Genomic DNA, 15,646 nt, shown 5'->3' with positions numbered 1-15,646 from the left:
GGAGGAGAATCCCGGTGACCGCACCGAAAGGCACCACCGACAAGCTCGTCGAGGCGCTGCGCACGGCGGTGAAGGAGACCGAGCGCCTGCGCGCGCAGAACCAGCGGCTGGTCTCGGCCGCCACCGACCCGATCGCCATCGTGGGGATGGCGTGCCGCTACCCCGACGGCGTGTCCTCCCCGGAGGACCTGTGGGACCTGGTCGCCGCGGGCGGGGACGCCATCGCACCCGTTCCCGCCGACCGGGGCTGGGACGTGGGCGGGCTGGCGGGGGACGGCGCCACGACGCTGCTGGGCGGCTTCCTGCCCGGGGCCGCCGAGTTCGACCCCGGCTTCTTCGGCATCTCCCCCCGGGAGGCGCTGGGCATGGACCCGCAGCAGCGGCTGCTGCTGGAGACCTCGTGGGAGGCCGTGGAGCGGGCGGGCATCGACCCGGTGTCGCTGCGCGGCAGCCGGACCGGGGTGTTCGTCGGCACCAACGGGCAGGACTACGCCTACCTGGTGGTGAGGTCGGCCGCCGAGAGCACCGGCGAGGTGGGCACCGGCATCGCGGCCAGTGCCATGTCCGGGCGCCTGGCCTACACCCTGGGCTTGGAGGGACCCGCGGTCACCGTGGACACGGCGTGCTCGTCGTCGCTGGTGGCGCTGCACTCGGCCACGCAGGCGCTGCGCGCGGGGGAGTGCTCGCTCGCGCTGGCGGGCGGGGTCAACGTGATGAGCACCCCCGGCGCGCTGGTCGAGTTCTCCCGGCAGGGCGGGCTGGCCCCGGACGGGCGCTGCAAGGCGTTCTCCGACGAGGCGAACGGCACCGGTTGGGCCGAGGGCGTGGGGGTGCTGCTGCTGGAGCGGCTGTCCGACGCCCGCCGCAACAACCACCGGGTGCTCGCCGTGGTGCGCGGGTCGGCGGTCAACTCCGACGGCGCGTCGAACGGGTTCACCGCCCCCAGCGGCCCCTCGCAGCAGCGGGTGATCCGGGCGGCGCTGGCCAACGCGCGGCTGACCGAGGACGACGTGGACGCCGTCGAGGCGCACGGCACCGGCACCTCGCTCGGCGACCCGATCGAGGCCCAGGCCCTGCTGGCCACCTACGGCCGGAACCGGGAGCGGCCACTGCTGTTGGGCTCGATCAAGTCCAACATCGGCCACACCCAGGCCGCTGCCGGGGTCGCCGGTGTGATCAAGGTGGTCATGGCGATGCGGCACGGCCTGCTGCCCAAGACGCTGCACGCCGAGAACCGGTCCGCGCGCGTGGACTGGTCGGCGGGCTCGGTGGAGCTGCTGACCGAGCAGGTGCCGTGGCCGGACCGTGGGCGCCCGCGCCGGGCCGCGGTCTCCTCGTTCGGCATCTCCGGCACCAACGCGCACACCATCCTGGAGCAGGCCCCGGACCAGGTCCCCGGCGAGGAAAGCCCGGACGCGGTCGTGCCGTGGGTCGTCTCCGGCCGCACGCTGCCCGCGCTGCGCGACCAGGTCACCCGACTCGTGCGGCACGTCGGGGCGGGCGCACCGGCCGCGGCCGACGTGGCGGTCGGGCTGGCCACCGGCCGGTCCGCGCTGGAGCACCGGGCGGTGGTCGTCGGGCGCGACAGCGCCGAGCTGGCCGGGGCGCTGGCGGCCTGGGTCGCGGGCGACGCGGCCCCCGGTGTGGTGACCGGCACCGTTGGGCGGCCGGGCAGGCTGGCCGTGCTGTTCACCGGTCAGGGCTCGCAGCGCCTGGGCATGGGTCGCGGTCTGCACGCCCGGTTCCCGGTGTTCGCGGCGGCCTTCGACGAGGTGGCCGCCGAACTGGACCGGCACCTGCCGGGTCCGGTGCGCGAGGTGATGTGGGGTTCGGACGCGGACGCCCTCAACGCCACGAACTGGTCGCAGCCCGCGCTGTTCGCGGTGGAGGTGGCGCTGTACCGGCTGGTCGAGTCCTGGGGGGTGCGCGCCGACCTGGTCGCGGGCCACTCGCTGGGCGAGATCACCGCCGCGCACGTGGCCGGTGTGCTGGACCTGCCCGACGCCTGCCGCCTGGTGGCCGCGCGGGCGACGCTGATGGGCGCGTTGCCTTCAGGTGGGGCGATGCTCGCGGTGGCCGCCACCGAGGAGGACGTCACGCCGCTGCTGGTGCCCTCGGTGTCGATCGCCGCGGTCAACGGCCCGCGCGCGGTGGTCGTGGCGGGCGCCGCGGCCGACGTCGAGCGCATCGCGGGCACCGCGGCCGAGCGCGGCTGGAAGCACAAGCGGCTCACCGTCTCGCACGCCTTCCACTCGCCCCTGATGGACCCGATGGTGGCGGACTTCGCCGCCGCCGTCGCGGGCATCGGGTTCGGCGACCCGGAGATCCCGCTGGTGTCCAACGTGACCGGCGCGGTGGCCGGACCCGGGCTGGTCCGCGACCCCGGCTACTGGGTGCGCCACGTCCGCGAACCGGTCCGCTTCGGCGACGGCGTGCGGGCGCTGCTGGCCGCGGGGGCGACCACCTTCCTGGAACTGGGTCCCGACGCCACGCTGTGCGCGATGGTCGGCGACGCCGCGCCCGACCCGGTCACCGCCGTGCCCGTGCTGCGCGCGGGCCGCGACGAGGAGACCACGGCCGTGGCCGCGCTGGCCGGGCTGTTCGCCCGCGGCGAGGCCGTCACCTGGCCCGCGTTCTTCGGGCCGCTGGGCGCCCGGCCGGTGGACCTGCCCACCTACGCCTTCCAGCACGACCGGTTCTGGCCGGAGTCCGCGGGCACCGGCGACGCCGCCGCCGTCGGGCAGGCCGCGCTCGGCCACGCCCTGCTCGGCTCCACAGTGGACCTGGCGGACGACGGCGGCGCGGTGCTGACCGGCAGGCTTTCCCTGGCGACCCTGCCGTGGCTGGCCGACCACGTCATCTCCGGCCGGGTCCTGTTCCCCGGCACCGGGTTCGCCGAGCTGGCCCTGCGCGCGGGCGACGAGGTGGGCGCCGACCTGGTGGAGGAGCTGACCCTGGCCGCGCCGCTGGAACTGCCCCGGCACGGCGGGGTGGCCGTCCAGGTGCGCGTCGGCGCCGCCGACGACAACGGCAGGCGGGCCATCGGCGTGCACTCGCGCGACGCCGAGCACGGCGGCGAGTGGGTGCGCCACGCCACGGGCACCCTGGGCACCGGCGCCCGCGAGAGCACCCCGGACTTCGCGGCCGGGGCCTGGCCGCCGCCGGGCACCGACCCGGTCGACCTGACCGACTTCTACGACAGCGGCCACTACGGACCGGCCTTCCGGGGCCTGCGCGCGGTGTGGCGGCGCGACGGCGAGGTGTTCGCCGAGGTGGCGCTGCCCGCCCCGGCGCGCGGCGTGGACCGGCTGGGCATCCACCCGGCGCTGCTGGACGCCGTGCTGCACGCCGTGGGCTGGGTGGACTCACCCGACGGCGGTCGCGGCGTGCTGCCGTTCTCCTGGGAGGACCTGGCCCTGCACCGCACCGGCGCCACGGCGCTGCGCGTGCGGCTGACCCACGCGGGAACTGACACCGTGGGCATCGAGGCGGTCGACGCGGCGGGTCTGCCGGTGGTGACCGCGGGCAGGCTGGTGCTGCGCGCACCGTCGGCTCGGGACGCGGCCCGGCGCCCGGACTGGCTGTTCCGGGTGGACTGGACGCCGTTCGAGGCCGCGCCGGTCGCGGGCCGCCGCTTCGCCGTGCTCGGCGCGGACCCGGGCGGCCTGCCCGGCGCCGTGCGCCACGACACCGCCGACAGCGCGCTGGACACCCGGCCGGACGCGGTGTTCGCGCCGATCACCGGCGACTCCGCGCTGACCGCCACCACCACCGCGCTGGAGCTGGTGCAGCACTGGTTGGCCGACGAACGCGCCGACGACGTGCCGCTGGTGTTCGTCACCGACGGCGCGGTGTCCGGTGCGGACCTCCCGGCGGCGGGTGTGTGGGGGCTGGTGCGCACCGCGCAGTTCGAGAACCCCGGCCGGTTCCTGCTCCTCGACGCGGCGGCCGGTGCGTGGCCGCTGCTCGCGGTGGCCCCCCGGCTGCTGGCCGAGGGCGAGACGCAGGCGGTGCTGGACGACAGCGGTGTGCGCGTGGCCCGACTCGCCCGGTTCACCGGGGACGCGCCCGCGCCCCAGTGGAACAGCGCGGGCACGGTGCTCATCACCGGCGGCACCGGCGGGCTCGGGGCGCACCTGGCCCGGCACCTGGTCGCCGAGCGCGGGGTGCGGCACCTGCTGCTGGTCAGCCGCCGCGGCCCGGACGCCCCGGGGGCGCGGGAGCTGGAGGCCGAGCTGATCGCGCACGGCGCCGACATCACCATCGCCGCCTGCGACGCCGCCGACCGGGACGCCCTGGCCGGAGTCCTGGCCGGGGTGCCCGCCGAGCACCCGGTGACCGCCGTGGTGCACACCGCGGGTGTCCTGGACGACGGCACCGTTCCCGCCCTCACCCCGCAGCGGCTCGACACCGTGCTGCGGCCCAAGGTGGACGCGGCCCGCAACCTGCACGAGCTGACCGCCGACCTGGAGGCGTTCGTCCTGTTCTCCTCCGTCGCGGGCACCCTGGGCAGCCCCGGGCAGGCCAACTACTCCGCCGCCAACGCCGCCCTGGACGCCCTGGCCAGGCAGCGGCACGCGGCGGGCCTGCCCGCGCTGTCGCTGGCCTGGGGCCCGTGGGCGCAGGACGCGGGCATGACGGGCGCGCTGACCCAGACCGACCTGCGGCGCATGGCCGACTCCGGGTCGGCGCCGCTCACCGTGGCGCAGGGCCTCGCGCTGTTCGACGCGGCCACCGCGACCGGTGAGCCGGTGCTGGTGCCGCTGGCCGTGCGCCGGGGCGCCCGCGCGGGCGCGCCGCACCCGCTGCTGCGCGACCTGGTGCGCGCACCCCGGCGGCGCACAGCGGCCGACACCGCCCCGGCGGTCCCGGTCGCCGACCGGATCGCCGGGCTGGACGAGCGGGCGCGCACCCGGTTCGTGCTCGACCTGGTGCGCGCGGAGGTGGCCGCGGTGCTGGCCCACCCCTCGACCGAGGACGTCGGCGACGACCGGGAGTTCCGCGACCTGGGCATGGACTCGCTGACCGCGGTGGACCTGCGCAACCGGCTCGCCGCGGTCACCGGGCTGCGGATGTCGGCGACCCTGGTCTTCGACTACCCGACGCCCGCGGAACTGGCCGGGCACCTGCTGTCCCGGCTGGGTGGCGGCGCCACCGCGGTGCGCGGCCCGGACCTGGTCGCCGAACTGGACCGGCTGGAGGCCGCGCTGGCCGGTGCCGACCCCGACCCGGTCACCCGGGCGGGCATCGCGGCCAGGCTGCACGGCCTGTCCACCCGCTGGAGCACCACCGCCGAACGGGCCGACGGCGCGGCCGTCACCGAGAAGCTGTCGTCGGCCAGCACCGACGAGATCTTCGCCTTCATCGACAACGAACTCGGTCGGCAGAGCGAGCGCTGACCCGCCGGTCCCGCACAGGAAGGTTCCATCCGCCATGCCCGAGGACACCACACCGGCCGAGGACACCAAGCTGGTCGAGTACCTGAAGTGGGTGACGGCCGACCTGCACCAGACCAGGCGCAGGCTCCGGGAGGTCGAGTCCGGCCGCCACGAGCCGGTCGCGATCGTCGGCGTGGCGTGCCGGTTCCCCGGCGGCGTCAGCACCCCCGAGCAGCTCTGGGAGCTGGTCGCCGACGGCCGGGAGGGGATCGTGCCCTTCCCGACCGACCGCGGCTGGGACCTCGACCTGCTCGCGGGCGAGGGCCCCGGGCACAGCGCCACCCTGCGCGGCGGCTTCCTGCGCGACGTGGCCGACTTCGACGCGGGCTTCTTCGGCGTCTCCCCCCGGGAGGCCCTGGTGATCGACCCGCAGCAGCGGCTGCTGCTGCACACCGCGTGGGAGGCCTTCGAGCGGGCGGGGATCGACCCGACCGCGCTGCGCGGCAGCCGGACGGCGGTGTTCGCGGGCACCGACGGGCAGGACTACGCCTCGCTGGTGTTCAACTCCGTGGCGGACTCGGAGGGCCACGCGGGCACCGGCATCGCGGCCAGCGCCATCGCCGGGCGCCTGGCCTACACCTTCGGCCTGGAGGGGCCCGCGGTCACCGTGGACACGGCGTGCTCGTCGTCGCTGGTGGCGCTGCACCTGGCCGCCCAGGCGCTGCGGGCGGGGGAGTGCGACCTGGCGCTGGCAGGCGGGGTGACGGTCATGTCGACCTCGCTGCGGTTCGCGGGCTTCACCCGGCAGGGCGCGCTGGCCTCCGACGGCCGGTGCAAGGCGTTCGCCGACAGCGCCGACGGCACCGGCTGGTCCGAGGGCGTCGGCGTGTTCGTGCTGGAGAAGCTGTCCGACGCCCAGCGCCTCGGCCACCCCGTGTGGGCGGTCGTGCGCGGCTCGGCGGTCAACCAGGACGGCGCCTCCAACGGGTTCACCGCCCCCAACGGGCCGTCGCAGCAGCGGGCCATCCAACAGGCACTGGCCAGCGCCGGTCTCGCCGCAGGCGAGGTGGACGTGGTCGAGGCGCACGGCACCGGCACCAAGCTCGGTGACCCGATCGAGGCGCAGAGCCTGCTGGCCACCTACGGCCAGGACCGGGAGCGGCCGGTGCTGCTGGGTTCGGTGAAGTCCAACATCGGCCACACCCAGGCTGCGGCGGGCGCGGCCGGGGTGATCAAGGCCGTGATGGCGATGCGGCACGGCGTGGTGCCTCGGACGCTGCACGTGGACGCTCCCTCGTCCCACGTGGACTGGACGGGCGGTGCCGTGGAACTGGCGACCGAGGCCGTGCCGTGGCCGGAGACCGGGCGCCCGCGCCGGGCGGGCGTGTCCTCGTTCGGGGTGAGCGGCACCAACGCGCACACGATCCTGGAGCAGGCCCCCGACGGCGCCGAGGTGCCCGAGCCCACCGGGGAGGCCGGGGTCGTGCCGTGGGTGGTGTCGGCCAAGTCCGCCGCGGCGCTGCGCGACCAGGTGGCCGCGCTGGTGCAGCGCGTCGGGCGGGAACCGCGGTGGCGCGCGGCGGACGTGGCGGTCGCGCTGGCCCGGCGCAGCCGGTTCGAGCACCGGGTGGCCGCCACCGGCACCACCGCGGGCGATCTGGCCGCGGCGCTGTCGGCGTGGAGCACGGCGGGCAGCGCCCCGGGCGCGGTGGCGGGAACGGCCGCGCGCGGCAGGCTCGGCGTCGTGTTCACCGGGCAGGGCTCGCAGCGCCTGGGCATGGGCCGCGAGCTGTACCGGCGGTACCCCGTGTTCGCCGAGGCCTTCGACGCCGCGGTGGCCGCGGTGGGCGCCGGAGTCCGGGACGTCATGTGGGGCACCGACGCCGAGGCGCTGGACCGGACGGGGTGCGCGCAGCCCGCGCTGTTCGCGCTGGAGGTAGCGCTGTACCGGCTGGTGGAGTCCTGGGGCGTCACGCCCGACTTCGTCGGCGGGCACTCCCTCGGCGAGGTCGTCGCCGCGCACGTGGCCGGGGTGCTGTCGCTGGCGGACGCGGGTCGCCTGGTGTCGGCGCGGGCGAACCTGATGCAGGCGCTGCCGGAGGGCGGCGCGATGCTCGCCGTGGCCGCGTCGGAGGCCGACGTGCTCGCGGTGCTGCCCGACGGCGCGGCCCTCGCCGCGGTGAACGGCCCGGCGGCCACGGTCGTCTCGGGGGCGGCGGCGGCCGTCGCGGAGGTCGCCGCCGTGGCTGTCGAGCGCGGCTGGAAGCACAAGCGGCTCGCGGTCTCGCACGCCTTCCACTCCCCGCTGATGGACCCGATGCTGGACGGCTTCGCCACCGCCATCGCGGACGTCACCTTCGCGCAGCCCGCGCCCGGCCTGATCTGCGGTGCCCCGACCGACCCCGGGTACTGGGTGCGGCACGTGCGCGAGCCCGTCCGGTTCGCCGACGCGGTCGCGGCCATGGTCGACGGCGGCGTGACCACCTTCCTGGAACTGGGCCCCGACGGCACGCTGTCGGCGATGGTGCCCGGGGCGGTCGAGGGCGCCATCGCGGTGCCGCTGCTGCGCGGGGACCGCCCCGAGGAGGAGTCGGCCGTCGCCGCGCTGGCCGCGCTGCACGTGCGCGGCGTGCCCGTGGACCTCGGGGCGCTGTTGCCCGGGGCCCGGCCGGTGGACCTGCCGACCTACGCCTTCCAGTACGCCCGCCACTGGCCGCGGGCCCGCTCCGCCGCGGCCGACGTCACCGGGGCCGGGCTGGACCCCGTGGCGCACCCGCTGCTCGGCGCCGCCGTGGCGCTCGCGGACGACGACGGAGCCGACGACGGAGCCCTGGTGCTCACCGGGCGGCTGTCGCTGGCCACCCACCCGTGGCTGGCCGACCACGTCGTCGCCGGGGGCGTCGCACTCCCCGCCACCGGTTTCCTGGAGCTGGCGCTGCGCGCGGCCGACGAGGCGGACTGCGACGCCGTCGAGGAGTTGACCATCGCCGCCCCGTTGGCGCTGCCTGAGGCGGGTGGGGTCGCGGTGCAGGTGCGGGTCGCGGCCCCCGACGAGCGGGGCCGCCGCCGCGTGGACGTGTTCTCCCGCCCCGAGGGCGGCGCGGACCCGTGGACGCCGCACGCGAGCGGTGTGCTCGGCGCGGACGCCCCGGCGGGCGCGACCGTGCCGTGGCCGCCCGCCGACGCCGAACCCGTCGACCTCGACCACCACTACGACGGCGCCGAATACGGGCCGGTGTTCCGGTGCCTGCGCGCGGCCTGGCGGGCGGGGGACACCGTGTTCGCCGAGGTGGCCCTGCCCGACGCGGTTGCCGACGCCGACGCGTTCGGCGCGCACCCGGCGCTGCTGGACTCGGTGGTGCAGGCCGTGGCGTTCCTGCCCGAGGCCGACGGCCGGGTGCTGGCCCCGTTCTCCTGGCAGGACGTCTCGCTGCACGCCTCCGGTGCGGCGCTGCTGCGGGTGGCGGTCACCTCCCTCGGCGGCGACGCCGTGTCCGTCGCGGCGGTGGACGCCGCGGGCCTGCCGGTCCTGTCGGTGGGCTCGCTGGCGCTGCGCGAACCGGTCGCGGCCGGTCCGGTGCGCCGCGGGTCCGACTCGCTGTTCCGCCTCGACTGGGTCCCGGTGCCGACCGCGCCGGTGGCCGGTCGTCGCTGGGCCGTCCTCGGTGCCGACACCTCCGGCTACGGTGAGGCCCTGGTCCGCGCGGGCTGCCAGGTCATCGCCTACGGCGACACCGCCGCCACCGTCCTCGCGGCCGAGCCGGAGTTCGTGCTCGCCCCGATCACCGGCGACTCCGTGCAGGAGGCCACGGCCGCCGCGCTCGCGTGGGTGCTGGCGTGGCTGGCCGACGAGCGCGCTGACGACGTGCCGCTGGTGTTCGCCACCCGCGGCGCGGTGTCCGGCGCGGACGTCCCGGCGGCAGGCGCCTGGGGCCTGGTGCGGGCCGCCCAGGCCGAGAACCCCGGCCGGTTCCTGCTGCTCGACGTGGACGGCACCGACGCGTCCGCGGCGCTCGTGGCCGCCGCCCCCGCCCTGCTGGCCGAGGGCGAGACGCAGGCCGTGCTCACCGGCGGCGCCGCCGCTGTCGCCCGGCTCGCCCGCTTCGACGCCGCACCGGAGCCCAGGACCTGGGACCCGCGCGGCCGGGTGCTCATCACCGGCGGCACCGGCGGCCTGGGCAGCGCGCTCGCCCGGCACCTGGTCACCGCACGCGGCGTGCGCGAGCTGCTGCTGGTGAGCAGGCGCGGCGAGCAGGCCCCCGGCGCGCGGGAGCTGGCCGCCGAACTGGCCGGGCACGGCGCGGACGTGGTGCTGGTCGCGTGCGACGTGGCCGACCGCGACGCGGTGGCCGCGCTGCTCGCCGAACACCCCGTCCGGTCGGTCGTGCACACGGCCGGGGTGCTCGACGACGGTGTGCTCACCACCCTGACCCCGCAGCGGTTGGCGGCGGTGCTGCGGCCCAAGGTGGACGCCGCGCGGCACCTGGACGAACTGGCCGGGGACGTGGACGCGTTCGTGCTGTTCTCGTCGATCTCCGGTGTCCTGGGCAGCGCGGGGCAGGGGAACTACGCCGCGGCCAACGCCGCGCTGGACGCGCTCGCCGCCCGGCGGCGGGCCGCGGGCCGCCCGGCGCTGTCGCTGGCCTGGGGCGCCTGGGCGCAGGACGCGGGCATGACCGGGTCGCTGTCGCAGGCGGACCTGCGGCGCATGGCGAACTCGGGCTCCACGCCGCTGACCGTCGAGCAGGGCATGGCGCTGTTCGACGCGGCGACGGCCACCGACGAGGCGCTGCTCGTGCCGCTGGCGGTGAAGGCGGGCGCCCGGGGCGGCCCCGGCACCCACCCGGCGCTGCGCGGCCTGCTGCGGGCCCCCCGGCGGCGCACCGCCGCCGACGCGTCCGAGGTGTCCACCACGACGCTGCGCGACCGGCTGCGCGGGCTCTCGCCCACCGGGCAGGAGGAGGTGCTGCACGAGCTGGTCTCCGGCTACGCGGCGGCCGTGCTGGGGCACGCCGACGCGAGCGAGGTCGACCCGGAGCGCGACTTCCTGGAGTCCGGCTTCGACTCGCTGATGTCGGTCGAACTGCGCAACCGCCTCGCCGACACGGTCGGCCTGCGGCTGCCGAGCACCGTCGTGTTCGACCACAAGACCCCCGCCGAGCTGGCGCGGTGGCTGCGCGGGCAGCTCGCGGGCCAGGTCGACCTGTCGGCGTCGACGCCGGGCAGCTCCCCGTCCGACACGATCGGGCGGATGTTCTTCGACGCCGTGCGCGACGGCAAGATCGAACGGGGGTGGACGGTGCTCAAGGCCATCGCCGACCTGCGCCCGGAGTTCGACACCCCCGCGGAGCTGGACGAGCTGCCCGCGCCGGTCACGCTCGCGGAAGGCCCGACCGGGCCGAGGCTGATCTGCCTCAGCGCACCAGTGCTCACCGGCGGGGTGCACCAGTACGCGCGCATCGCCGCCCACTTCCGGGGCGAACGCACGGTGCAGGCGCTCCCGCTGGTCGGCTTCGCGGCGGGGGAGAGCCTGCCCACCTCGGCCCTGGCCATCGCCAGGGCCGCCGCGGAGAGCGTGCTGCACGCGGGCGACGGCGACCCGTTCGTCCTGGTCGGCCACTCCTCGGGCGGCGCCCTGGCACTGGCCGTCTCCGGCCTGCTGGAGCAGATGTGGGGCGTGCGCGCCGACGGCGTGGTCATGCTCGACACCCTCAGCGTGCGGCACAACCGGGAGGACCCCATCGATTACCAGGTGCTGGCCAGGATGTTCACCGAGGAGATCGACTCGCCGTCGGTGGCGGTGGACAGCACCCGGCTCTCGGCCATGGCGCGCTACCTCAACCGCATGTCCGCCCTGGACGCCCCGCCGACCACGGCCCCGACCCTGCTGGTGCGGTGCGCCAGGCCGCTGTTCGACACCGCCGACGCGAGCACCGAGCACGAGCAGCAGCGGCTGCTGGTCCCCGCGGACGCGGTGGTGACCATCGAGGCGGACCACTTCTCCCTGGCCCAGCAGGACTCCCCGGCCACGGCGGCGGCCGTGAAGGAGTGGTTGGCCACCCTGTGAGGTGACCCACCGCGGTCGACCGGCCGTCATCGGAGCCGGAATCGGTCGACCGCGGTGTGGCTGTCCGGTGGGCCGCGCGGCGCGGTGCGGCCCGACCACGACAGCCGAGCACGACGAAGCCCCGGTCCCTGAGTGGGACCGGGGCTTCGCCGTGCCCGGCTCAGGTGGTCAGCGTGATCGCCCCGGACGGGCAGACGTTCTCCGCTTCTTGGGCGGCGTCGACCTCGTCGCCCGTGGGCTCGCCGTTGAGCAGCACCACCATCGCCGCCTCGTCCTGGTCGAACAGCGCGGGGGCGGCCAGCACGCACTGGCCCGCGCCGACGCAGCGACCGGAGTCCACATCGATCCTCATGTTCCCGCTCCTCTCGTGGTCACCAGCGGACCGGCAGCGCGTGCAGGCCGAAGATGGTGCCGTCGTACTTGAACGGCAGGGCGTCGACGTCGGCGTCGATCGCCAGCGTCGGCACCCGCCGGAACAGCGTCCGGTAGACGATGTCCATCTCGGCCCGCACCAGGTTCTGCCCCAGGCACTGGTGCACCCCGTAGCCGAAGGCCACGTGCTGGCGCGCGGACCTGCCCGGGTCGAACTCGTCGGGCCGCTCGAAGGCGGCCAGGTCGCGGTTGGCGCCCGCGATGAGCGGCATGATGCCCTCCCCGGCCCGGATGAGCTGACCGCCGACCTCCACGTCCTCGACCGCCACCCGCAGCGAGACGAGGTCGGCCACCGAGTGGTAGCGCAGCAGCTCGTCGGCCACGCGCTCGTCACCGATCCACTGGGGGTTCGCCAGCAGGGTCACCACGCCCAGCGCGATGTTGTTCGCGGTGGTCTCGTGCCCGGCGATCAGCAGCAGCATGATGACGCCGGTCAGCTCCTGCGGGCTGAGCACGCCGGTGGCCAGCAGCCGCGACACCAGGTCCTCACCCGGGCGCTTCTGCTTCAGCGCGATGAGCCTGCCGATGTAGCGCAGCAGCTCCCGCACGGCGAGGTCGCGCTCGTCCTCGGTGCTGGCCTTGAGGTCCACCAGCGTCCTGGTGCGCGACTCGAAGAAGTCCCGGTCCACGAACGGCACGCCCAGCATGGTGGAGATGACAAGGGACGGCACCGGCAGCGCGAACTCGGCGACCAGGTCGGCCGAGCCGCCCAGCTCCAGCATCCGGTCCAGGCAGCGGTCGACCGTCTCCTGGATGAGCGGTCGCCACTCCTTGATCCGCCGCACGCTGAACTCCGGGATCAGCGCCTTGCGGAACCGGTCGTGCTCGGGCGGGTCGATGCCGACGAACCACCCGGGGATCTGCTCCTGGCTCGGCACGCCGCCGGTCCTGGCGACGCTGGGGAAGCCCTCGCGGGACGGGTTGGAGCTGATCCGGCGGTCGGTCAGCACCGCGCGCACGTCCTCGTGCCGCGTCACCAGCCACACCCTGCTCCCCGTCGGCAGCTCCGAGCGGACCAGGCCGGGCCGCTCGCGGAACTCCGCGTACGGGCACGGCGGGTAGGGCGCGCCGGGCACCCGGACCGGGAACGCCGTGATCTCCTGGTCGGAAACCGTCATGTGCACAACACCCCAATCACTTCGCGCCGTAGAAGGCGCGGACCCGGCCGATGACGAAGTCCTGGTCGGCCGCGGTCAGGTCGGTGTAGGTGGGCAGGTAGCAGCCGTCCGCGCTGAACCGGGTGGCGTTGAGCCCCGGCCACACCGGGTCGCGGTACATCGGCTGCTGGCTCATCGGCTTGAAGAACACCCGGGTCTCGATGCCCTCGGCCGCCAGGTGCGCGCACAGCTCCTCGCGCCGCTCGGCCCGCAGGTCGTACATCCACAGCACGTCGCGCTGCGGCATCAGGGTGATGCCGTCGACGCCGTCGAGGCCCTCGTCGTAGCGGCGTTCGATTTCCTTGCGCGCGGTCAGGATCTCGTCGATCCGCTCCGCCTGGGCGAGCGCGACCGCTCCTTGCAGCGCGGTCATCCGGAAGTTGTAGCCGATCTTCTTGTGCAGGTAGTCGCGGTTCCTGGTGAACGCCATGGACCGCAGGTGGGCCATCTGCCCGGCCAGGTGCTTGTCGCCGGTGAGGCAGATGCCGCCCTCGCCCGCGGTGATGATCTTGTTGGCGAACAGGGAGTAGCAGGCCACGTCGCCGACCGGCTTGATGCCGTGCGCCTCGGCGAAGTCCTCCACCACCCGCAGGTTGTACTCGAAGGCGATCTCCATGACCCGGTCCATCGCGCAGCGCCTGCCGTTGACGTGCACCGGCATGATCGCCTTCGTCCGCGGCGTGATCTTGTCCTCGATCAGGTCCGGGTCGATGTTCAGGTCGTCGCCGCAGTCGACGAACACGGGGGTGGCCCCGGTGTAGGTGACCGCCCACGCGGAGGCGACGAAGGTCATCTCCGGCACGATCACCTCGTCGCCGGGTCCGATGCCCATGGCGCGCAGCGCGAGGGTGAGCGCCGCGGTGCCCGAGGAGCACGCGACGCCGTGCGCCACCGCGTTGTACCGGGCGAACTCCTCCTCGAAGCGCCGGACGTGGGAGCCGTGCGCGGAGATCCACCCGCTGGTGACCGCCTCGGTCACGTAGGCCAGTTCGGCCCCGGTCATGCTGGGCCGGGACACCGGGTACTCGATCGCCATCATGCCCTCGCGCGGTGGTCGGTCGTCGGGGTCGTGGGGGTTGTCGGGGTCGCGGCCAGCGCGGGCAGGTCCAGCACCAGGTCGGTCGCCGCCGCCGCGCCGCCCGCGGCGCGCAGCAGCCCGCTGAAGTGCCGGGCGCGCTCGGCGAAGGAGGGCTCGGTCAGCACCCGGGTGAGGGCACGCTCGATGTCGTCCACCCCGGACCGGTGCGGGTCGACCGTCAGGCTCACCCCGAAGTCCGCGCCACGGGTGGCCGTGTCGTGGCAGTCCACCCACAGTGGACGGATGACCATCGGCTTGCCGAAGTACAGGCCCTCGTGGAAGCCGTTGCCGCCGCCGTGGGTGAGGAACAGCTTCACGCTCGGGTGCGCGAGGACGTCGAGCTGCGAGGGGACCCAGCTCTCCACGCGCACGTTCGCGGGCAGCGGTCCGTCGGGCAGCAGCTCCTGCTGGGCGTGCGACAGCTTCCACAGGAAACTGGTCGTGCCGGACATCCGGCGGGCCACCTCCAGGAAGTCGGCGACCTGCCCGCGGGTGAGCCGGGTGGTGGTGCCCAGGCCGACGAACACCACGGACCCGCGCTCGGTCAACCACTCGTCCAGGCCGCTGTCGTCGTCCGGGGCCTGCGGAAGCGGCGGGATCAGCGCGCCCACCATGCGCATGTTGTCCGGCACGGTGAACGGGTAGTCCAGCTCGGCCAGGGAGGTCACCAGGACCAGCGCGGCGTGGTCGATCTTCGCGGTGAACTTGCGCGCCTCGGGCGCCACACCCAGCTCCGCGCGGGTCCGCTTGTCCTTGCGCAGCATCCGCATCATGGCGGGGTCGAGGAAGATGCCCAGGGTGCGCCACCGGAACAGGCGGTTGGCGACGCGCTGGCGCAGCGTCATGTCGATCGACAGCCCCGAGTGCGGGACCGGGAAGTCGGCGCCGGTGTACTTGTGGCCGAACGGGACCGGCGAGACGACGTAGTTGCTCGGCAGGAACGGGACCACCAGGACGAACGGGATGCCGCGGGTGATCGCGATGTCCACCGCGTACGCGGTGAGGCTCTCGACGACCATCAGCGCGGGCCGGACCTCGTCGACGATCTGCTCCAGGCGCTTGTACTTGGCGACGTGCAGCGCCGGGTCGTAGGTGTGCCGGATCAGGGCGGCGTGCGCGGCGAACCGGTCCGGACCGGTCACCTCGGCGTAGACGTCGTCGTCCCACGTGGAGACCGAGAGCTGCGGCACCACGTCGCCCAGTGGGGCGAAGCGGACCTCGGAGGCGGCCGACAGCGACTCGACGTCGCCGCGGCGCTCCTCGTCGGTGGCGAACCACAGGTCCTCGACGCCGCGCCGCGCGAACTCGCCCGCGATCGTCTGCACCGGGTTGAACAGGCCGCTCTCTGGCAGGCTGACGAACAGGATCGGCCGCGGACTTGCTGGCATGGGGATGACACCTTTCGGGCGGGCTGCTCCACGGGCGCGTGCGCCCCCGAGGGTCTTTTGTCCCACCGCGGCGGGTGGGAATTCCCTAGACCGGGCCCGGTCCCGCACCCTGGCGAAAACGCGTTTCCTGTAGGGAAAACCGTGTT

At 75.2% G+C, this 15,646-nt stretch carries 5 protein-coding genes and 1 pseudogene; 2 read left to right on the top strand and 4 right to left on the bottom strand.

What is annotated here, in order from left to right:
* Positions 1–41 precede the first annotated feature (41 nt).
* Together UO65_RS26060 and UO65_RS26055 are read left to right on the top strand one after the other, a co-directional pair.
* Positions 42–5,399 (top strand): annotated as a pseudogene (locus tag UO65_RS26060) (SDR family NAD(P)-dependent oxidoreductase); the annotation flags it as partial.
* Positions 5,400–5,433: 34 nt separating this feature from the next.
* Positions 5,434–11,445 (top strand): type I polyketide synthase, encoded by a 6,012-nt coding sequence (locus UO65_RS26055; RefSeq protein WP_035287529.1) that lies wholly within the window; start codon positions 5,434–5,436, stop codon positions 11,443–11,445.
* Positions 11,446–11,605: 160 nt separating this feature from the next.
* Here the strand turns inward: UO65_RS26055 and UO65_RS26050 are convergent, their stop codons facing one another.
* From UO65_RS26050 to UO65_RS26035, 4 genes are read right to left on the bottom strand one after another with little or no spacing between them, the layout of a single operon-like run.
* Positions 11,606–11,797: a ferredoxin gene (locus tag UO65_RS26050; RefSeq protein WP_035287527.1), complete on the bottom strand. Its 192-nt coding sequence runs from the start codon at positions 11,795–11,797 to the stop codon at positions 11,606–11,608.
* A 19-nt stretch (positions 11,798–11,816) separates the two neighbouring features.
* Positions 11,817–12,995: a cytochrome P450 gene (locus UO65_RS26045; RefSeq protein WP_035287525.1), complete on the bottom strand. Its 1,179-nt coding sequence runs from the start codon at positions 12,993–12,995 to the stop codon at positions 11,817–11,819.
* 16 nt (positions 12,996–13,011) lie between these two features.
* Positions 13,012–14,073: a DegT/DnrJ/EryC1/StrS family aminotransferase gene (locus UO65_RS26040; protein ID WP_233427844.1), complete on the bottom strand. Its 1,062-nt coding sequence runs from the start codon at positions 14,071–14,073 to the stop codon at positions 13,012–13,014.
* Complete coding sequence (locus UO65_RS26035; RefSeq protein WP_052021789.1) at positions 14,070–15,500, bottom strand: glycosyltransferase; 1,431 nt, start codon at positions 15,498–15,500, stop codon at positions 14,070–14,072. The genes UO65_RS26040 and UO65_RS26035 overlap by 4 nt, the downstream gene beginning before the upstream one ends.
* Positions 15,501–15,646 lie beyond the last annotated feature (146 nt).

The organism is Actinokineospora spheciospongiae (genome assembly GCF_000564855.1).
Taxonomy (GTDB): domain Bacteria; phylum Actinomycetota; class Actinomycetes; order Mycobacteriales; family Pseudonocardiaceae; genus Actinokineospora; species Actinokineospora spheciospongiae.
The sequence above is the reverse complement of the archived record's forward strand: the minus strand, read 5'-3'. Positions and strand labels throughout refer to the sequence as shown.